Annotated in this window: 20 protein-coding genes and 1 pseudogene; 6 read left to right on the top strand and 15 right to left on the bottom strand. The window is 37.1% G+C overall.

All coding sequences use genetic code 11. The annotated features are described in order from the left end of the window. The first annotated feature begins 18 nt into the window (after positions 1-18). Together msrA and ACN6MX_RS08830 are read left to right on the top strand one after the other, a co-directional pair. A complete protein-coding gene (gene msrA / locus ACN6MX_RS08835; protein ID WP_419962248.1) occupies positions 19-537 on the top strand; it encodes a peptide-methionine (S)-S-oxide reductase MsrA in 519 nt (172 codons plus the stop codon). A gap of 294 nt (positions 538-831) precedes the next feature. After that, positions 832-1,038, top strand: coding sequence for an HNH endonuclease (locus ACN6MX_RS08830; RefSeq protein WP_419962247.1), 207 nt, complete (start codon positions 832-834; stop codon positions 1,036-1,038). Positions 1,039-1,333: 295 nt separating this feature from the next. Here ACN6MX_RS08830 and ACN6MX_RS08825 read toward each other — a convergent pair whose 3' ends face one another. The 7 genes from ACN6MX_RS08825 to ACN6MX_RS08795 all read right to left on the bottom strand — a co-directional run bounded on the left by ACN6MX_RS08825 (position 1,334) and on the right by ACN6MX_RS08795 (position 7,024). Further along, complete coding sequence (locus tag ACN6MX_RS08825) at positions 1,334-1,660, bottom strand: hypothetical protein (RefSeq protein WP_419962246.1); 327 nt, start codon at positions 1,658-1,660, stop codon at positions 1,334-1,336. 353 nt (positions 1,661-2,013) lie between these two features. Beyond that, positions 2,014-2,703 carry an amino acid ABC transporter permease gene (locus tag ACN6MX_RS08820; RefSeq protein ID WP_419962245.1) on the bottom strand — a complete coding sequence of 230 codons (690 nt, stop codon included), beginning with the start codon at positions 2,701-2,703 and terminating at the stop codon, positions 2,014-2,016. Positions 2,704-2,735: 32 nt separating this feature from the next. Beyond that, entirely contained in the window at positions 2,736-3,407 is a 672-nt protein-coding gene (locus ACN6MX_RS08815) for an amino acid ABC transporter permease (RefSeq protein WP_419962244.1), read from the bottom strand. Positions 3,408-3,598: 191 nt separating this feature from the next. After that, complete coding sequence (locus ACN6MX_RS08810; protein WP_419962243.1) at positions 3,599-4,432, bottom strand: transporter substrate-binding domain-containing protein; 834 nt, start codon at positions 4,430-4,432, stop codon at positions 3,599-3,601. Positions 4,433-4,473: 41 nt separating this feature from the next. Beyond that, positions 4,474-5,208, bottom strand: a complete 735-nt coding sequence (locus ACN6MX_RS08805) for an amino acid ABC transporter ATP-binding protein (protein ID WP_419962588.1) — start codon at positions 5,206-5,208, stop codon at positions 4,474-4,476. Between the two features lie 43 nt (positions 5,209-5,251). Further along, entirely contained in the window at positions 5,252-6,289 is a 1,038-nt protein-coding gene (locus ACN6MX_RS08800; protein ID WP_419962242.1) for an NAD/NADP octopine/nopaline dehydrogenase family protein, read from the bottom strand. Positions 6,290-6,325: 36 nt separating this feature from the next. After that, complete coding sequence (locus tag ACN6MX_RS08795) at positions 6,326-7,024, bottom strand: GntR family transcriptional regulator (RefSeq protein ID WP_419962241.1); 699 nt, start codon at positions 7,022-7,024, stop codon at positions 6,326-6,328. Between the two features lie 487 nt (positions 7,025-7,511). Here ACN6MX_RS08795 and ACN6MX_RS08790 point away from each other — a divergent pair, with 487 nt between their 5' ends. Beyond that, a complete protein-coding gene (locus ACN6MX_RS08790; RefSeq protein ID WP_419962240.1) occupies positions 7,512-7,679 on the top strand; it encodes a hypothetical protein in 168 nt (55 codons plus the stop codon). Positions 7,680-8,494: 815 nt separating this feature from the next. On the opposite strand, the gene ACN6MX_RS08785 is transcribed toward ACN6MX_RS08790, so the two are convergent. Continuing rightward, positions 8,495-9,373 carry a glycosyltransferase family 2 protein gene (locus tag ACN6MX_RS08785; protein ID WP_419962239.1) on the bottom strand — a complete coding sequence of 293 codons (879 nt, stop codon included), beginning with the start codon at positions 9,371-9,373 and terminating at the stop codon, positions 8,495-8,497. A gap of 34 nt (positions 9,374-9,407) precedes the next feature. Next, positions 9,408-10,250: a DUF7164 domain-containing protein gene (locus ACN6MX_RS08780; RefSeq protein WP_419962238.1), complete on the bottom strand. Its 843-nt coding sequence runs from the start codon at positions 10,248-10,250 to the stop codon at positions 9,408-9,410. 53 nt (positions 10,251-10,303) lie between these two features. Here ACN6MX_RS08780 and ACN6MX_RS08775 point away from each other — a divergent pair, with 53 nt between their 5' ends. After that, positions 10,304-10,699, top strand: coding sequence for a hypothetical protein (locus tag ACN6MX_RS08775; RefSeq protein ID WP_419962237.1), 396 nt, complete (start codon positions 10,304-10,306; stop codon positions 10,697-10,699). A gap of 79 nt (positions 10,700-10,778) precedes the next feature. Here ACN6MX_RS08775 and ACN6MX_RS08770 read toward each other — a convergent pair whose 3' ends face one another. Continuing rightward, positions 10,779-11,750, bottom strand: coding sequence for a phosphotransferase (locus tag ACN6MX_RS08770; RefSeq protein WP_419962236.1), 972 nt, complete (start codon positions 11,748-11,750; stop codon positions 10,779-10,781). A gap of 125 nt (positions 11,751-11,875) precedes the next feature. Here ACN6MX_RS08770 and ACN6MX_RS08765 point away from each other — a divergent pair, with 125 nt between their 5' ends. Then, a complete protein-coding gene (locus tag ACN6MX_RS08765) occupies positions 11,876-13,273 on the top strand; it encodes a hypothetical protein (RefSeq protein ID WP_419962235.1) in 1,398 nt (465 codons plus the stop codon). Here the strand turns inward: ACN6MX_RS08765 and ACN6MX_RS08760 are convergent, their stop codons facing one another. The 4 genes and pseudogenes from ACN6MX_RS08760 to ACN6MX_RS08745 all read right to left on the bottom strand — a co-directional run bounded on the left by ACN6MX_RS08760 (position 13,274) and on the right by ACN6MX_RS08745 (position 16,963). Continuing rightward, complete coding sequence (locus tag ACN6MX_RS08760; RefSeq protein ID WP_419962234.1) at positions 13,274-14,710, bottom strand: glycosyltransferase family 2 protein; 1,437 nt, start codon at positions 14,708-14,710, stop codon at positions 13,274-13,276. It lies immediately after the preceding gene. A 279-nt stretch (positions 14,711-14,989) separates the two neighbouring features. Next, a pseudogene (gene groEL, locus ACN6MX_RS08755) lies at positions 14,990-15,185 on the bottom strand (chaperonin GroEL); the annotation flags it as partial. A 754-nt stretch (positions 15,186-15,939) separates the two neighbouring features. Further along, positions 15,940-16,062 (bottom strand): YjcZ family sporulation protein, encoded by a 123-nt coding sequence (locus ACN6MX_RS08750; protein ID WP_419962233.1) that lies wholly within the window; start codon positions 16,060-16,062, stop codon positions 15,940-15,942. Positions 16,063-16,675: 613 nt separating this feature from the next. Continuing rightward, the gene (locus tag ACN6MX_RS08745; protein WP_419962232.1) at positions 16,676-16,963 is read right to left on the bottom strand and encodes a putative quinol monooxygenase; all 288 of its coding nucleotides are present in this window, start codon (positions 16,961-16,963) and stop codon (positions 16,676-16,678) included. Between the two features lie 298 nt (positions 16,964-17,261). Between ACN6MX_RS08745 and ACN6MX_RS08740 the strand changes: the two genes are divergently transcribed. Further along, positions 17,262-18,938 carry a putative bifunctional diguanylate cyclase/phosphodiesterase gene (locus ACN6MX_RS08740; RefSeq protein ID WP_419962231.1) on the top strand — a complete coding sequence of 559 codons (1,677 nt, stop codon included), beginning with the start codon at positions 17,262-17,264 and terminating at the stop codon, positions 18,936-18,938. 377 nt (positions 18,939-19,315) lie between these two features. Here ACN6MX_RS08740 and ACN6MX_RS08735 read toward each other — a convergent pair whose 3' ends face one another. Beyond that, a complete protein-coding gene (locus ACN6MX_RS08735) occupies positions 19,316-20,452 on the bottom strand; it encodes a zinc-dependent alcohol dehydrogenase (protein ID WP_419962230.1) in 1,137 nt (378 codons plus the stop codon). Between the last annotated feature and the right edge of the window lie 3 nt (positions 20,453-20,455).

Genomic DNA, 20,455 nt, shown 5'->3' with positions numbered 1-20,455 from the left:
TAAGTAGGAGGAATGAGCATGATAGAAAAAGCCACTTTTGCAGGTGGGTGTTTTTGGTGCATGGTAAAACCATTTGACACTTGGGAAGGCATACATAAAGTAACATCAGGATATATGGGTGGTCATGTAGATAACCCTACATATGAAGACGTAAAAAGAGGTGATTCTGGTCATCTAGAGGTTGTAGAAATACAATTTGATTCAAGCATCTTTTCCTACACTCAGCTATTAGAAATATTTTGGCAGCAAATAGACCCTACCGATGATGGCGGCCAATTCCAAGATCGAGGAGAAAGCTACCGTTCTGCCATTTTTATTCATTCAGATGAACAACGAGAGCTTGCGGAACAATCGAAAGCACAGCTTGCAGCAAGCGGAAAGTTCTCTAAGCCTATTGTTACCGAAATTCGAGAAGCTAAAACATTTTTTGAAGCGGAAGAATATCATCAAGACTACTATAAGAAAAGCCCAACTCACTATAAAGAGGATCGTGCACAATCTGGGCGGGATGAATTTATAGAGAAAAACTGGAAATAGCGCACTAAATGTAGCCCCAGGAGACAATGTTTAAATTGTTTCCGGGTGCTTTAAAATTAATTAGGCATAGAAATTTTATTTTTAAATACTATTAGAAGACCAATCAATATGAGTGGTCTTCTTTAGTTTGTATTGCAATTATCAATTAAACCCAATAACTCTGAGTAGATATTACCTTTAACCCCATTTCTGAAAAACTTCTCCATACTCACTATATTGAAAATCCATTGAAAAGAACATAAAAAACTTGTATATATCAATGGTTTATATGCCATATATTACATTAAGCACACCATGACAAAGACACCAGGTAAAAACCAGCGTACAAGAGATCATATAGTCCCTATTTCAAAAGGCGGGTCAGACAGGATAGAAAATATTGTCCCTGCTTATAGATCATGCAATTCTAGGAAAGGAAAACTGACATTAGAAGAATTCCTTGAAAAAATTGGAAAAGTTAAAACCGATAATAAAGCCTCATCATTTAAGAAAAATATATAACTTATCGCACCGCTGTTAGCGGTGCTTTTTGAGGTAATAAAATAAACCAGTCCATTTAAAACTGAGCCACAAAATAATGCTGCACCACAGAGAATGAAAATGTTTAAGAGGAGTCAATACTGGTATTTACCTTAATCCAGTCCACCGTAATCCATAGACTCATTAATGTACTCTCTCCTCTTTTTTTAACGATCGAGCAGGGTCTTTTAAGTTTTGTCATTTTTCTTTTCTTGAAGAAATTTATTTTCCTGGTAGTTGAAAGAAAAGGTCTTTGGAAAACCCAATTTCCAACTGTTCAAAACTTTTTTCCGCAAAAATCATCAATGTTTGAGTGAATATAGTATCCAGACACAAAAGCTTTCCCCTCGCTGAAAAAATGGAAAGATTTTGTCTCGCCATCACTGTTTTCAATTGTAGCTCGGTATTCAATTTTGAACTCCATTTCTTGTGTACCTTCTCTTCTTGAATGGTTGATTTCCTTAATTACTTTATTAATGGTTTTCTGTTCATCAATCTCAATCGTCTCAGCACTTGTACATTCAATTATGAGTTTAACCATTTCACCCTCTATTAAATGTTCACTGTAATGGTTACAAGCACCCAAAAAAATAATACAAAACAACTTAGTAACCTTCTTTTCAAGGTTTGTTGTTCTGAATCTACCAGCTTATTGAGAACTGCTTGTCTTTCACGCTCTTACTCTACTTGCCAGAGTACTGGTATCTATCATCTTTACTGTGGTATCACCTGAACCGAAGAAACCCGCATTCCTCTCTTTCGCTTCGATTTTCGTCGTCTATGTGATCTATACCTTTGATATATTTAGTTGTTATACGGTGTAGTCACGAGTGTAAAATCTGTAGGAAATCAATCAAAATTAAGAGTACATGCTGCTTAAAGAGACATACAAAAACGCCCATGCGGCTGCAAGGGCGGATGTGTATGTATAGATGGGGCTTGTATGATGGCATGGGCTCATTTGATTCGCACATCATTCTCATAGCGGTCGGCGAACTTGGTGATTAAAATACCGATTCCCCAGTAAATGAGTGCCACCATCAAGAACGCCTCGACAAAGCGAAAGTTCTGGGCAGCCATGATTTTGGCTTGAGCAAAGATATCAATCACGGTGATTAAAAACCCGAGTGAAGTGGCTTTGATTGCCACTGTGAAAGAGTTTGCGAAATCAGGGATGGCATGGACAAAAGCTTGCGGGGCAACAATTCTCGTAAACGTTTGAGAAAAACTATAGCCCAAGGATTGCGCCGCCTCAATTTGCCCCGGATCTACCGCTAAAAATGAGCCTCGGATGATCTCAGATTGAAAGGCAGACAACGTAAAGCTAACCGTGACAATTAAAATAACCAGAGGCGACATATTATTCATATTATAATCGATACCTAGAAGTGTAACGATGAACTGTCCAATGGCAGGGAGTGCATAATACATCAAGTATAAAAACACCACCATAGGTGTCCCTCGTAAAAACAGTTTAAATAATTTTGTAATTTGAACCAGCACAGGGATCTTATATTGTTGTATCAGAGCCAACACTAATCCTAGAAGGGTGGATAATACAAGTATAATAATCGCTATGAGTAAGGTTTCAGGAAGTACACCCAATATCCCTAAAAACATCTCGTATGAAGCCTCTAAATCAAACATGTTAATCCCCCCTGTTTATTGTGGTTAAACCTTTATCGAATGGCCACTCTCTTCTCCAGTTTTCTAACCAATCCGTCAGTTGTGAAACACATAGCCGAAAACATCAAGGCAATGATAAAGTAAATTAGGATTTGATTAGTACCGTAAGATCGTGAGATAAACAATTCTGCGGTTCCCATAATATCCACGATGCCAATGGCAAAGATCAGCGACGTATCATGAATCAAGTAAACCAAGGCATTGCCGTATCCCGGGAGAGCAACAGGGATCATTTGGGGCAGAATAATTCGGAAAAACTTTTGCATTGGTGTGTACCCCAAGCTATCTGCAGCTTCATGTTGACTTTTTTCAACGGCGAGATAAGCGGGTCGAAACACTTCAGAAATATAACCAGAATGATAGAATCCCATGGAAATAATAGCAGCATGCATCGGGCTTATATCATATGTGCTCAAACCGATGAGAGGTAACAATTTTGGAATTCCAAAGTACGCTATAAATAGTAAAATCAGTCCAGGAACACTTCGCGCAAAAGATACATACAAATCGGCTAATTGACTAATGACGGGAATTCTCTTTAGTCGCACAAACGTTAATAGCACAGCAAAGAGTAACCCAAGCGCAGCCGACAAGATGATGATGATAATATTGATCGGAAGCGTTTTAAGAAACTCCATTAGTAATTCTAGCATACCCGTTTCCATCGTCATTTCTCCCTTCTCTAATGAATATCTCCTCTGTACAAGACGGTGTCAGGCCTATGTTTTTCGTCTTAGTCTACATCCATATTCTCAAGGGATTCAACCAAACGAGAAAATATGGATGTGCTCTAGTCGATTCGAAGATATTCACTATGACCTTATCTGACTCGAACCAAGACGTTCATGTAAAAGCCTCAATCGTATTGAAACACATCTTCTGCGTAGAATTCAGTAGAAAACTCAGAAAGCACGCCTGCTTCTGCCAATTCCTTTAGACCTTCATCTATGGCTTGTTTCAGTTCCTCATTTTCCTCTGATTTGTGAATCATAAAGAACGTAGGAATAATTTTGACTGGGTCCAATCCCACAACAGGTAGATTTTGGTCTTCAATGATTTCGATTTGTCCGTAACTCGATGGATAGAACAATGCATCATATTTGCCAGTCGCCACTTCTTTTAGTCGATCTGCGATTGGAATTCCCACATCAGCCAAATTATACTCTAGCTTAAATTCAGGATTTTCTTCTTCCCAATCTTTAACGGTTTTATATGTGGCACCCGCTGGGGATAGAGGAGAAATTTTCTTCCCTACCAAATCTTGAATGCTTTCAATTCCACTATCTTCTGCCACGTAAATCTTGATCAGGGCACGACCACTCGATTCTGAAGGAATGATATATTGCTCTGCACGTTCCTCCGTGAACCCTAGACCACCTGCCAGCATGTCGTACTTTCCAGTAGCTAGTCCTGTTTCACCCGCTGAATCTTCCACACCGAACAATTCAAATTCATAGTCTTCAAGCACTTTATCCAGTGCTTTTATCAGCTCAGGCTCATAACCTGTCACTTCGCCGTTCTCATCGACCCAGCTCAATGGTTTTGACGTGTGGCCAGTCGCCACTTTGATTGTTCTTACGCCTGTATCCCCATTGCTCTCAGCTTGTGACTCGTTGTCAGTGGAATTGCATGCAGTAAGGAGAGATAAACCCAGTACAGAAGCTACTACTAAAATTGACTTTTTCTTCATTCTCATCAACCACCCTGAATGTTTAATTTTTGTTGGTCTTGCTATGCATAGCTCTTTTTCAAAAACTGCCTTGTTCTCACATTCACTGATTTCTCGAAGATTTGTTCAGGTGTTCCCACTTCCACAATGTGACCATTTTCCATAAAGACCACTTTGTCGGAAATCCGCTTGGCGAAGTCCATTTCATGGGTGACAAGAAGCGTTGTCATGCCGGACTTTGCTACATCTTCTATTACTTTCAATACCTCCTCTACTAATTCGGGATCAAGAGCTGAAGTAGGTTCATCAAACAAAATCAACTCGGGTTCAAGCGCCAAGCCACGTGCAATGCCGACCCTTTGTAATTGTCCTCCCGATAAGCGAGAGGGATATTCATTTATTTTGTCTTTAAGACCTACCTTTTCTAATTGTTTCAAACTCATGGCATACGCTTCGTTTTTGGACTTTTTCTGAACGGCTATTTGAGCATCCATCACATTTTGGATGACCGTCTTATGTTTGAAAATGTTGAACATCTGGAACACCATTGCGGTTTTCCTGCGAAGCTTTAGGGTGTCTTGCTTGGATAAACTTTGATAATTGAGATGCAAATCCCCGATTTGAATTTCTCCCTGTTGGGGTTTTTCTAAGTAATTGATGCATTTTAATAAGGTGGTTTTCCCTGTTCCACTCGGACCAATAAACGATACAACCTCGCCTTTTTCGACCGATAGGTTAATACCTTTCAACACTTCTTTTTGGTTGTATGAAACATGCAAGTTTTTAACGTGTAAGATAATCTCTACCTCCCCAAGTGCTTTAATTAAAATCCTATATGTGCTATTCCATGGACATCCGCCGTATATTTTCCTCGGTCAACCCCTGAAAGCGAATCCCTACTTGCCTATAGTCACTGTTCATAAGTAAAGATGCCGTGCTGATGATGGAGTCGGTATACGGAGTTGCCACCCCTAAAATTTTCCCTAATTCTGATATCGGAACAAGTCCAAATGGAATGTCTTCTGTCAGGTACCGATAATCGAGTGTCGTAGGACCTAATCCTGCAGGGAACAAGCCGGGCAAAGCTTCATATAAAGTGGTATAATCGGAATCATAAAATTCATTCAAGATACTCAAAATGCTATGAAGACCGACATGTAGACGACTTGCTATTTCCAGTCGTTCTTTATCCATCTTTTCTACATAGTTACAGGAATAGGGAGACGCGCCGTCAGGATAGAACTGAAATCTCTCGGACGCATCAATCCTTGCCGCGTTAAACAGGGTGATCGGAGGATGAATCACCACATTGGAATTATTCAAGGAAGTCTCAAATACACTTTCTCCCAGAATCAATTGCGGAAACTTTTCCATAAACGATGCAGCAATCTGGTTCTCTTTACGCAACGTACTAATTAATACGTTGTATTTAATTTTAGTGATCGCAACAGAACCGGCTTGATCGGCCAAACTGACAAAAGGCATGGCACTCGTTTCGGCCACTGTAATGTTCTTTTCTGTAATCAAATCAGATCCCAGAATTCGTTCACATTCTAGTGCACCCCAGTAGCTTGGAAAAAAGATGATAGTTTGATTGGGTCGCAAGAACGGTTTAATTTGATTGACAATCGTCTCATGACCCATAGCCGTCGTCGATACAATGATAAACTGGGCCTCTGCAATCACCTGATCTATGGAGGTCAATGCCTCTAAATCGACGTGCCCCGAATAGATCCCTTTCACTTCCAACCCTTGTGTAGAAATTCTTTCGGCTTTCTGTGAATCACGGGTATACAATTTCACGCTTTCTCCGTTCAATTTCAGATATCCTGCAATTGCCTGCCCAGTATTTCCACCGCCCATTACTGCATATGTCATGAACTATTCCTCCTCTCATATGGTTCACAATCTGGTTCAATCTGTACCCTTCTCTTGTAAGAATTGGGTATGTTCGTATTTTTCGAACGTCTTGATGGCTTGATTCAACGAACCTAAAATATGTTTCTTCATTTCTTTTACTGCGTTGATCTTGTCTTTTTGGATGATGTAATGAAGGATCGTCTCATGTTCTTTTACCGATTGATTTGTATCGCCAATTCTTCTGTGTGCTAACCGCCTGTACCGGTTGATCAGGCTGTTGAGCTGATACAAGAACTTGACCGCCATCTTGTTGCCACTCACCGTGTAAATGTATTCGTGGAATTGCTTACCAAATCGATCGATTGTCTCATAATTTTCAAGGCTAATCGCCATTTTGAGTAATTTGATGAGATGGGTTAAGTGGTCAATGTCCTTTTGCGTGATATTATCAATAGCATCTTCAACGACAATCCCCTCCAAGTTGCTTCGGATAACAAAGATTTCTTTCACTTCTTGGGTCGAAATCGGAGCCACATTCATTCGGCCGTTTAAACTGCGATTGACCAATCCTTCCAGTTCCAAAATCTGAAGAGCTTCTCTAAGAGGGGTTCGACTAATCTGTAGCTCTTTGGCTAACTCTTCCTCCGCAATTGGTTGACCTGGTTCTAGTTCACCTTTTATAATCATTTCTCTCAACGCTTTATGTGCAATATCTTTCGTAGAGACTCGACTGACTTTTGCTCTTTTATTCAACTGCTTCACCACCCTTAAAATAATTGTATGCAATTATAAAGTTAATCTAGCACACATTTTTTAAAAATAAATAGAATATTCCGTTTCTTCTGATTCTTCACCTGTGCGCATAAATCGAATAATTTCTCGACATTAGTAGCTACCATGTCATTCCTGCCATTTTTCCATTCCGTGCCTGTCATCCGCACAATTACGCTATACATCCATATTCACTCTGCATAAAGAAAGAACCTTGCTACAGCAAGGGGCGGTGGGCGGTAAATAAATATAAGTAGTGTATAAATTCGACGGGTGCACTAGTGTTGCTATTAGTTATACACGCACAAGTGTGGATAATTTTACAATCAATTTGACAGCTGAAATTAAAAAAAGGACTCGGATCGCAAAAGGCGATTCGGTACTTTTTTTTATCATTAAATTGTGGGAGAGTTTATAAAGAAATAGGCTGTGCAACGACATAGGCTTCAAGAAATTCTGGCATCTTCTTATGAATCTTGGGCTAAACGTAAAAGTAATAGCTGAAAGATCAGCTATTACAGTTGAAATGGTCTATAAGATATATGGTCACGTATTAGCAGAGTTAGAAGTAGAATCCGTATCCTTGTTCAGTCAAAGCTTACAAGCTAATGGGGCCAATTTTGGGGCCAGTTATTGATTGACTTACCTTGAAGTCCTATAAAATCAAGGATTTATAGAATTTGTACTTATTTCATGCTATAACATTTCTACATTGTAAAATGCGTTATTATCTCTCAAAATAACGTGTAATTTCAACTATTTGAGGCTAATTCTATCTAATCCTAGTATGCAGATTAAATTATTTGAAAGCAGGTTATTGGGGCTAGTTGGGGCGAATAATGGGGCTAATGAAAAAATAAATGGCGGCGTATGTGCGGGAATGTGTAAGTTACTTTGGGCAAAAAAAAGCACCTCGATTAGAGATGCTTTTTTATTTAATATGAATTAACTAACGTTTACTCTTTATAGGACGTTCTTGAATTGCAAAGATCTAGTCATAAGGGCTTGTTATTTAAATTAGTGATTTCAAAAACTGCCTGTTCAGCTGCCAGGAGTGCACCTTCAAGATGTCCACCATATTTTGAATTAGTCTCTGTACCAGCAAAAGTAATTTTCTTTTCCCATCCCCTGCTTTTGGTGGTAGACCATAGCTTGGAAATCCTCTAAGCGAGTCGAGTCGAGTCCAGTCCAGCTTCCGAGGGTGTACTGCTGTTAAACGATTAGCATTCATTGACCTCACCCTGTGAAGGAGAATTTACCTAGCTGATAAAATGCAAAATAGTGCCTTCCCATAAGTTCAAAGAACCCATGGAAACCTCTAATAATAAAACCTAATTTCCAGAAATATACTCACTTGTTATTCATGGCATTTACAGTGTAATTCAGGAGTTAGAAACCGTTATTACTGAATTTTTTCTAGAGAATGATTACATCATACTAAAAAATAGTTCTTTAAAACGGGACTTCGAATTTTTCCATAAACCAATTGTCATCAAATTTCCTGCGTTTCATATAATGATTTCTTTGTTCCATGATGCCACTCGCAAGTAGTTCCTCTTCTATCCTAATAGGATCCGAGTATTTAATTAAACTCTTGCATTTATTTATCCGTTCCTGACTGAAATGACTATAGGCCAACCGTAAAAAGTTCCAGTTCAAATCTTCCCACGTAATTTGAAATGGGGGATTATCAGGTCGAAAGAAATGAAGTATCTTGATATTTGGTTGCACCATACATCTATATCCAAATAACCACAACTTTAAGGAAAATTCTTCATCCTCTTTTCCCCAAACTTTAAAATTTTTTTCAAAACCACCGACATCATTAAATACTTCCCTCGAAACCGCTAAGCACCCTCCAGCAAGTAGTGGTGTATAAAATGGTTCGAGTTTCTCAACATTCCATTTAGGCACTAATTTATGATCCCATGTATATCCATAACCTATATTATCAATATGCACTGAATCAGCAATTCCAGGGTTAACAGCATCCGCTTCCCCATTTATAAGAGGCTCCAATAGGTTCTCCATCCAATTATCCTCAAAAGAAAGATGGGCATCACAAAATACTAGATATTTTCCCAATGCAATCTCCACACCTTTATTTCTAGCTTGGGCAGATCCAACTCCAGGTGTTGTAGTCAATTTAATAAATTCTTTATTAATAAGAAACTCACAACAATTATCATTTGACCCATCATCAACCACTATGATTTCAAACGAAGTAGTCGTATTAACAGCAATTAAAGATTCAATTGTGTTCTTTAAAAGTGAACCTTCATTTTTCACAGGAATAATTACAGATACATACGGTTCCTTCGTTACTTTCAAAGCTATTTTCCTTTCATTGAAGGAGTGATTTTTATTAATTCGAGCTTGTTTTCTTTGACAACAAAGACATATATAAACAATAGTCATTGACAAGTTCTATATTAAGTTGGTTTCTTACAAGATGATCGTAATTTCCTTGTGCAAATTGAAATTTTGAAAACATGCTATCTGTATGCCAACAATGTATATGTGGGTGTAAATGTATATGAGAAGTTGAAGTACTATCATAATCTAATTGTTCAGTAGCTATTTTCACATTTGGGATTAAATGATTAAGCGCTATTTCACTGCTATACATGGACGTTACACCACGGTACCATTCAGGCCACGATCCTTCGGTATATTTAAATTCTTCGACAAGAATATATTCTGCAATGGATACGGCTAATTTTGAAACTTTGCGCACCTGTTCTGGATTCCCGTAGTGAGTGGATCCTAAATTATGAAGTCCACAGTGATTAAGTCCTAACCGGTTAGAAACTTTTTTAATTGAATTCCGGACATTGTCAGAAAATACATAACTACCTTTCCCCACCGTATATTCCTCAGGATAAAAATGATTCCAAGCTGGTGTCAAAAATGTATCAACATCGCTGCGTAGAATAAAATCATATTTATTTAAGTCATTCCCACCATCACTTAATAGGCAACTTAGAGAATTAATAAATGGATAGTTGGAAAATTCGGGTGGTACTTTTAAAGGATCATATTTGTATTTTATGCAATCGCTTGGAATTTTTTTAAGTGCTTCTTCAGGTCCAAAAACTACTAATTCAGTATCATTAGAATTGATATATTTATAGGATGTGTAGAGACATCCAAATTGAAGCAACAAGTCTGCTTTATCTTCTACGTAGACAACAATACCTCTACGCATAGTAACCTCCTTATTTTATATCCCGGTGCAATGAGTCTAATCAGTTTTTTAGTTTGTTTCTTCTTAAGCTCCCTTGTCTCTATGCTTATGGTTTTGGTGGTTTTGGTGGTTTTGGTGGTTTTGGTGGTTTTGGTGGTTTTGGTGGTTTTGGTGGTTTTGGTGGCTTTGGTTTTGATGGCCACCATATTATAGGTTTTCGTGGTCTTGGTGTTGTCGTGACTGGTGGCTTTGAGGTTGTTGTGACTGGTGGTCTTGGCGTTGTTGTGACTGGTGGCTTTGGGGTTGTTGTGACTGGTGGCCTTGGTGTTGTTGTGACTGGTGGTCTTGGCGTTGTTGTGACTGGTGGCTTTGGGGTTGTTGTGACTGGTGGCTTTGGGGTTGTTGTGACTGGTGGCTTTGGGGTTGTCGTTACTGGTGATGCCGGTTTTCCCGTCTTTTCCATTGTATAATCCATAGAACCGATAATAATTTGAATCGGCATTCTGAACTCCTTTCTACTGTAATCATCTCATCTTATTCAAACAAACCTTAGAATAGGTCGGAATATGATAACATTTTAATTTTTTGGTAGACTGTATACACACAGTACATAGAAAGATTTTGATAAATCCACTCTTTGCTAACTTGTTGATCTAAAAATGATTTGGTATGCATTTCCCAATAAATTTTTCCTGGGACAAAAAGTTGCGATTTTATAAATTCAAATTCTAATTCACTCAATGGTCTTACACGATGATAGGACTTTAATATATCAAGAAGCCATTCGCCTTCTTTTCCCATGTAGAGATGGCATAAAAAGATTAAATCGCTAACTCTTAAGTAAGAGGAACTATCATCAAAATCAATAACATACATTTGCCCTTTTGTCGATAAAATCACATTAGAATTATTGTAATCACCATGTATAAACGTATTTTTTTCTTCCTCTGTCTCCACTAACTCTTTATAGATATCTAAAGGAAAAATGTACGCTGCGTATTCCATTCTTTCCTGTGCTATCCTTAACGGATCAGTTCCAAATTGTTGAACCCACTCTATTAATTTTTCATAAATAACACCATTTCTATATTGGCCAACTCTGACATCAAAAAACGAATAAGGTAACAAAAAATCATTTGGTCCTTTTGATAGGATGCCTTGATCAGAAATTAAGGCAGCCAAATGAAAAGAGCCCAAGAATGCCGAGGCATTTTTCAAGTGATCTTTATTTGAAAAAGATGGCTTAACACCTTCTATCCACTCGCTCAAAATATAAATTAAATTACTATCAATTGCAGAGTTTGATCCATCCAGGGTCGGAATGACTTGAGGAAAATAATTAAAACCATTATTTTTTAGTTGTCGATGGAGTTCATAATGAAAATTATGATGAACTGGCCAATCATAGACCTTAAGTGAATAAGTTTTTTCTACAGTTTGAACTTTATAAACGTTTCTATGATGTTTTATGAATACAGGATTTAAGCCATACCTTAATTTAAGTATATCAATTATCTCCACTCATCTACTCCTCCCGAATTATTTCTTTTCAATTTTTCATAACCGCATTAATCTACATCATATTCTATTCCATGGGACACATTTAATATGACAAAGTAACTGTCACGAAAAGAGGGATAAGAAGCATGTCGGATTATGTGTTGTTGGAATTTAATACAATGTTTCCAATTGATAAGGGCCTCGCGATTTTTAGTGTTAAACCTTCTTTATTACCAATAAGTTCAGTCATCCACTTTGAAGCATCCAGCGATGAGGGCTTCACCTGGGATTCATTATGGGTTCGTCCAATTAACAGCGGTATACCGCAAGAGTATATTATGATTCCCGGGGTTTTTTATGCCGACGTTCAACACGCAACACATATTAGATATGTTCAAGACCTGGCACATTCTAACTCTTTCACCGTGAAGATTAAATTCGTGTCAAACCTTACCTTACAGAATGAAACTATACGAAGTTCTAAACGCTATTCCCCTTTTCCTGCAAGACTAAGCCCTATCATCAGGCCTACCTTAGGAAGAGAAATATCTGACGTTACACCTGACGGCACAATATATGCATACGGTGATACAAATCTTTATAAATCGACAGATTTAGGAATATCTTGGGTTGAGATACAAAATCCATTTACTCAGGGCAGCATTAGCCGATTTAAAAAACTGCCTTCAAGGGAATTACTCATTATTGGAAATAATTTAGATGGTGACAAAGGGTTGCAAGTATGGAAAAGTAATATTCGTGAAAAAAGTATCCATAAAGTAGCAGTGTTAGATACCGTTTCAGATGTAAACAGCTTTTGGGGACTAGAATCGTATGAAAATATTATACTGTTCGCTCCATATGTCCTACAACCTAGAGAATCCAAACAAACACTTAAAGCATATATTTCAAGGGATTATGGTGAAACCTGGAAGTGTATTTTTCATGCCCCTTCTATTGAATCATGGCATTTCCACAGTATTAAGATTGATCCATACGAAAGTAGAATTTGGTTATTGAATGGTGATGGTTCCCACAATACAAATGTATGGTTTACCGATGATTGGGGACAAAACTGGAGTAGCCTGTGGCCTGAAGGTAATTCACCTGTACAATTTACCGACATAGCTATCCTTCCCCATTGTCTAATCTTCGGAATGGATGACAATAAAGGTCGTGGTTATTTCCGGCTCGACAAAACGATGAACCGCTTAACAGTAGGCGATCTTAAATCTCAGTTGCATGAGGCATTCTTCATTGATAAAATTGGCGCTCCAGCTGAAGCAACCGGAACACTTATTACACATTTGAATGTGGCTTATCTCCCTTCACAATCTCCACGGGGATTGTTAACTGCCACAAAGGACGGAATCGATTTCTATGTGTTATGGGATTATACACAACAACCCACTGGACCCGTAGAAGGTTTAAGTTATTTTGCAGCCACAAATACCGGGAAATTAATTGGTTATTTTAAAGATGATAGTTTAGAAAGTAATCCATTCATTTGGATTGCTGATCAGCCTAATTGGATAGAAAATTAATTAAGAGACCCTTCCATACTTCTGAAGAATTATCTCGTGCAATCCCTGACACATGTCACCTACAATAAGCTGTTCAACTAAATTTCCTTTACTGCTGTATAGTAATTCACCCCGTATTCTATTTTTCGAGATTACATCTACCTCGCGAATAGCTTTAACGTTTAATCCTGATAATACAGCCCTTACCGTTGCTAATGTAGGAACTGCCAGATTTGCAATCCCTATTATTTTAACCGCTCTTTCGCTTATCGCATGCGGAACTGCGGTTAGAGTATTCACATCCAAATCATTTCGTTCTAATGAATTGTTAAGAAAATATTTTGACCAGGTTACTTCATCCCATTCCTGAAGTCTCACTAGTTTGCTTAGATCGTTTAAGGCTACATCTATTCCGTCTTGGGTAACAGCAGCAATAAATGGTCTCAGCTCATCTACCGAAATAATCATGTCCCCATCAAGGAATAAATAATGTGCTGACGGAAAGTTCATAACCCCTACTCCTCTTCCGACATCGTGCCCTAATCTATAAGAGAAGGATAAAACTTTTGCACCTGCTGCTCTAGCAACTTTCGCAGTGACATCAGTCGAACCGTTCTCAACAACTACTACTTGTGTTGCACCCGCATCAATGGCACTCCTGATAACCTTGCCGATAGTAGCCTCTTCATTGGAGGCTGAAATTATTGCAGTTACTCCAGAATGGTAGGGCTGTATCTCATCGTTTTGAAGTTCTAATACGTCATATCTTCGTCCTAAATTCGTATATCCACTTCTTCTGCCATAATCGCTCAACCAAAATGACGTTGATTGTAAAAACTCTTCCATTAGCAGCGATTTCCCCTTTTTATTTAAACTATTCAGATTATTTTTTGGGTGATTAAAAACTTTAAAGACTAATCCCTTTTTAATTGCATTCATTTTTGCTAATGGAGGGACTGCTAGACTATCTGTTCCAATAAGTGATAAAGCTTCTCGACTGATAGCAAATGGGAGATTGTAAAGCGAACTGCAAAAAAGGTCTCTCCGGTTAGAAATAATATTGATCATATATTCTACTGACTCAAAATTGATAACACCTGGCTGGGGTTTATCTGAATAGGTGCTTAGAGCTAAATCTGCTTCTTTATTTTCTACACAGAGTATGAGCGATCTAATATCTTGGATATTTACTAAGAATTTTGTATCCAAGAATAGTAATATATTTCCCTTTGCTATTTTTGCTCCGTGTACCCGCAATTTGTAACTTTTAGTTTCTGTACCAAATTGAAGTACCCTTACATTAGGTTTGAAATAAATCGGATGAGTATTTTTATTTGGTGAACCATTCTGTAGTAAGATTAGCTCAGAATAATGTAAGTTTTGTGCTACGCTGTATAAATGCACTAAATTTATATTATTTACTTTTCCAGTTATTATTATCGATAAAGTCGGTTTCAATTTCCACTCTCTCCTCTCTTTTTAGTGATTAATAAATCAGCAATTCATACCGTTCCTTTCTTACCCCCATTGAAATCATAAAAAGCAAACGATGTCCCATAGGGAGTGCTTTCAAGCTGCTGCTTATATACCATATAGTATGAGAGAACGATTAAAGATTTAAAGGCAGCTGTCCTCATTTAATATAACTTTTTTAAATCTTTTCCCAAAGATGGGTGTTAACCTTTCACTTTTATCTAACCTAAAAACCACTTATACACAAAGGTTTCTAGACGAAAATCACATCACTTCGCCCATTGGATTTTTTTCAGCTAGGTCTGCAACTACTGCTTCTGTAGTTAAGAATAATGCAGCTGCAGATGCAGCGATTTAAGTGCAGAAGCGTTACTTTAGTTGGATCCATGATTCCTGCGTCTATTATGTTCAACTATGTACCGTCCCCTGCGTTGAAACCGAAACCGATTTCTCCGCGTTTAGACGATTTTCTGAATCGATATTCCAAAGTAATATTCAAAGAAGTCTATTAATTAACACTTTTAGACTATAGGCATGGTATTTATTGTTTTTATTTTGCATCAAAATAAAATGACCTTTTGGAGGTCCTTTTGTATATCTACTTCTTGAACAAAACCCATCCGTTAGCGCGATAAGAAATGGTTCTCCTTGAAAGGTCTAAATATGGTTTTAAAACAAAATTTATTCTTTAGATTTCCAATAATTTTTGGTGCCGTCCGGATAAATGAAATTAACGTCATTAGTTAATCCCCACTGGCGTAAAAACATTTCAGTTGATGTAGCACCATCTGTATTTTCTATTGTTATGTTCTTTAGACTTTTTAAATCTAAAACTTCTTTTAAGTACATTATTGCATGTGAATTTGAAAAGTGAATTCTTTTAAATTCTGTAAAGCTCCAATCCCTTCTATTAGTAAATTTGCGGTAATATTTGCTGGGCTTTCAATATTATAGGTAAATTCCTCCTTTCATGTGTAATTATAGGTATCTATAGGAAAGATGAAAAATTTAATTTTTTTTTTGATAAATAAAAACAGCGACCAATTCATCGAGAAAAGGTCGCTTTTTAAGAAGAGAAGATACAAAATAGAGAAATTTCTTTTTTACTAATTATTTTTCTTAAAGGCGTTAGGTGCAGCGGACAAATTATACCCAATGACTAAAAAGGGATGTTGGCAAGGCTGAAACTCCCTATCAATCTACATCATATTTGTTTAGTACTTCATAAAACTTGCTCCCACAATAATAAGTAGGATAAACAATACTACAATCAACGCGAAGTTAGATCCGCGATTACCATAGTCGCCGCCGTAGTCGCCACCACTATATCCAGACATCTTATACCCCCTCCTTTCCAGTTACTATTTATAGATTATGAAAAAATTATGTTATGGATAAGGTAATTTATCTCGTATCAAAGAATTATATTTGTATCCTCTGTGTTGAACCTTTCAATAAAGTTTTTTTCAAATAAAAATAGCTCCACTCGAATGAGCGGGGCTACGATTGGTTCACTATTTTATTTCACTCTCAAACTTGTCGAATAGGAATTGTGTAATTGGCATCAATCAAGTCAATTACGAGGTCCAATACACTAGCTAAAATTATAGGGAAAATAATTCATAAATTATTGAAGTTAATCCCAATTCTGACTAAGAATTCGATAGCTTAATCCAAGAGAACCAGTACCTTTATAGGAAACGTAAAATAGTTGTAGATTATATTACGCTAAAAAAAGTGCAACATAGGTTTGTTTAGGGATTTTTAAAACATCCCTGTTACCTCAAAGTATTTACGGCGATAATGCCGTTAGTTCAATAAGAAAAAAAGCTTTACTCCTTATTGAAAGCACACTTTAGTAGAAGAAGTCAAGAGACCCTTATTCAACATTTGAGCCATTTATTGGAGTAAGCTATTCTTTCCAAAGTTAGAAACAAATGATTATGAAATTTATTTTACTTCTCTATACATGTTGATTTCTGTACTTTCTCGAAGTTTTCTAAGCTCAGGAACAATTTTTAAAACATGTTCACTTTTATTGTGTTGATTTAAAGCCTCTTCATCCACCCATTCTTCAATCATAGTAAGGATAGTCGGATCATTGATATCTTTGTGAAGAGCGTACATTATACAACCTTTTTCTTTTCTGGTTTTTGAAATAACTTCTCTAGCCATTATTAAATATTCTTCAACCTTTACACCCGATATTAATTTGGCTTTACATACAACTCTAATCATTTTATTAGCTCCTTATCCTTTTTATATTGTTTTATTAAGGAATCTAACTCAACTTCATATATTTCTTTTTTACTTGAAGAACTAATTTTCATGGGAGTTTAAGTTAAACCTTTCACAACCCTATCATATTTTTAGTTCTGAAATCTCTTAGAAATAACATTTGTAATGAAAAATCATTGTTACGAGGGTTACTCTTGATGCAATTGTTGTGAATCTGATTACACCTTCATAATCTCTTCTCTTTACCGATAAAAAATAAGATTTTAAAAAAATTATGTTGGGTCATTAGGGGGTCACAATGAAAGAGCGAGATATAAAAAGATTAAGCCAGACAGAGCTAACGTTGATTGAATATTCATATGGTTTGGATTCTTCAATAGATGGAATTGGCATTACAGATGAAGATGGTAAATTTGTATTTGCAAATGAAGCTCATGCCACCATGTATGGATTTACTAAAGAACACCTGTTGAATAACACCTGGCATATTTGCTACGATGAAGAAGCTGTGCAAGGAATTTTAAATGTTATTCCCATCTTAAATGAAAGAAGGCTTTGGAGAGGCGAGACAGTTGGAACCAGGTTAGACGGAACGAAATTTCCGCAAGAGCTTACGCTTTCCAAAGTCGAAGAAACAAACAAGATTGTTTGCGTTGTAAGGGATTTAACCGACATTAAAATCAAGGAACAACATATCGATTTCCTAGCAAATCATAATGAAATAACCAATCTTCCTAACAGAAGAAGTCTTGATAGAAAACTTATCGACATAAAGCATTCAAATACAGTTTCAGTTCTATTTATGGACATCGACAGGTTGAAACTGATAAATGATAAGTTTGGACATAGAGTGGGTGATGCGTTGCTAGAAGGAATAGCTGAAACATTAAGATCATTCCAAAATGAATCCATCTCTGTGTTTCATTTAAGCGGCGATGAATTTATCGTATTAATCAACAATAAAAGCCAAGATGTTGCTCTTATGATTGCTGAACAGATTATTGAACAAATTAAGGTTCCTTATCTCATTGAAGGAAATGAAATATATGTTACTACTAGTATAGGCGTAAGCTATTTTCCTTCTGACAGTACCGAATTAACTGAACTGATAAATCTTGCGGACATGGCTATGTACTCTGCAAAACAAGCTGGCAAAAACAATTTCAAGATGTTTAATAAACGCCTAAAGGAAAAGCAAGACCAAAAAATCAAGGTTGAAACAGAACTGCGGAAAGCAATAGAAAATAATGAGTTTTTTCTTCATTATCAGCCTAAGATGGATTTGGCCACTTTAGAACTCAATGGACTGGAAGCGCTTATTCGATGGAGAAACCCGGTGCTTGGTAATGTACCTCCTATGGATTTTATTCCAATTGCCGAAGAAACAGGCTTAATAGATGAAATCGGGAATTGGGTTATCAAAGAGGCTTTAAATCAGATCTCCAGATGGGAGGCAAAAGGCTATTCACTCGTTAAAGTGTCCGTGAACGTTTCTCCTCATCAGTTTCGATATACCAAATTAACGGAGTATATAGAAATGTGCATGATGGCCACAAAGGTAGAACCTAAATATTTTGAGGTTGAAGTGACAGAAAGCGTTTTTGAAGATTTTGAAATAGTACATCCTATCCTCTCACAATTTAAAAAAATGGGTATTGGCATTTCGATAGACGACTTTGGGACGGGTTACTCTTCTCTAAGTCTATTAACGAAACTACCCGTAGACACGTTGAAAATTGATCAGTCTTTTATTCGTGGCGGAATGCACGACTCCAAGGATTTAGCTCTTGTTAAATCGATAATTGATATAGGAATAAATTTAAACCTAAACGTCGTTGCTGAAGGAATTGAAACAGACAAGCATGTAAATCTCCTTAAGAAGTTTGGATGTCCTAGTGGCCAAGGATATCTGTTCAGCCCACCCTTAACTGTGGGTGAAATTGAAGAAACCTATCTAATCCAATCAGTTCAATAAGAAAAACTTCTATGGCCAACAAAAAAACATCTCAAAACAGCCACCTACCAAATTAACGGTTTGGTGGTTTCTCTTTCATCTAAAATACGACAATATTCTGCCAGCTCATCGAAGTTTTCCTTTGACATATGTAGTAGCTCTTTTCTCGAGGCATTTACTTCATCATGGCCACTATCAATTGTTTTACTTCTTCTTTTTGTTTATTATCCATGTTTAACACCTCGACTCTATTTCATACAAAAACATCCACAATTTCATCCAAATGTATTAAATACTATTTAGTATCAAATTGTTCTTCTTTTTACATCAATCCAGGTTATTCCTCCACTATAAAAAGCACCTCATAAGAGATGCTCGAAAACTAACCTGCTATATATTTAAGGTTTTAGTACAACTTTTATACAGTCTTCCATTTTAGTGTCAAATATTTCATAGCCATGCTTAGCCTGATCTAAAGGGAGTACATGAGTGACAATATCACTTGGATCAACCTTACCTTGGGCAATTAAATTATATATATGCGGCATATAGTGAATAACTGGAGCTTGACCTGTCCTAATATTCACATTTCGTTGAAAGATGTCACCTAATGGGAATGCATTATAACGTGCCCCATAAACTCCTGTAATTTGAATTGTTCCACCTTTGCGAACAGCTTGACTTGCTATTACTAGAGCTCCCATTGCTCCTCCTTGTAATTTCAGGCCAGATGCAAGAAATTCCAGTGGAGTCATTTTTCCACTCATTCCTACGCAATCAATGACTACATCTGCTCCCCCCTGTGTTATTTCTTTTAAATATTCACCACAATTTTCATGATCTTCAAAGTTAACTATCTCCACGTTATTCGTACGTTTTGCATGTTTTAACCGATAACCAACGTAATCCACTGCAATAACTCTTTTTGCACCTTTTAACCATGCAAATTTTTGTGCTAACAGACCAACTGGGCCGCATCCTAAAATTACGACCGTATCCCCTGCTTTCACTCCCGCATTGTCTACACTCCAAAATGCTGTTGATGCAGCATCTGCAAGTAACACTAAACTTTCATCCGCAACTTCACTGTTTTCTGGAATCTTAAAAGGAGTAAAATTAGCATATGGAACTCGCATAAATTCCGCTTGACCACCTGGGAACCCTCCCGCCGTGTCTGAGTAGCCAAAATATGCGCCCATTTCTCCATTTTCATTCGCATTGTCGCATTGACTTTCTAATTCATGATTACAGTACCAACATTGACCACATGCTATATTAAATGGGATGATAACGCGATCCCCTTTTTTAACTTTCGTTACATCCTTACCGACTTCTTCTACAATTCCCATAGGTTCATGTCCAATAACATAATCCTCTCCAAGGTTTGGGATCATCCCATGAATTAAGTGTAAGTCTGATCCGCAAATGGCAGTAGTAGTCAGTTTAACAATGATATCATCCGCTTTTTGGATACTTGGGTCTTTCACGTTTTTTACTTGAACATTTTTAACACCTTGAAAAGTAACAGCTTTCATTAA

Source organism: Psychrobacillus sp. BM2, assembly GCF_048572895.1.
Taxonomy (GTDB): domain Bacteria; phylum Bacillota; class Bacilli; order Bacillales_A; family Planococcaceae; genus Psychrobacillus.
The sequence above is the reverse complement of the archived record's forward strand: the minus strand, read 5'-3'. Positions and strand labels throughout refer to the sequence as shown.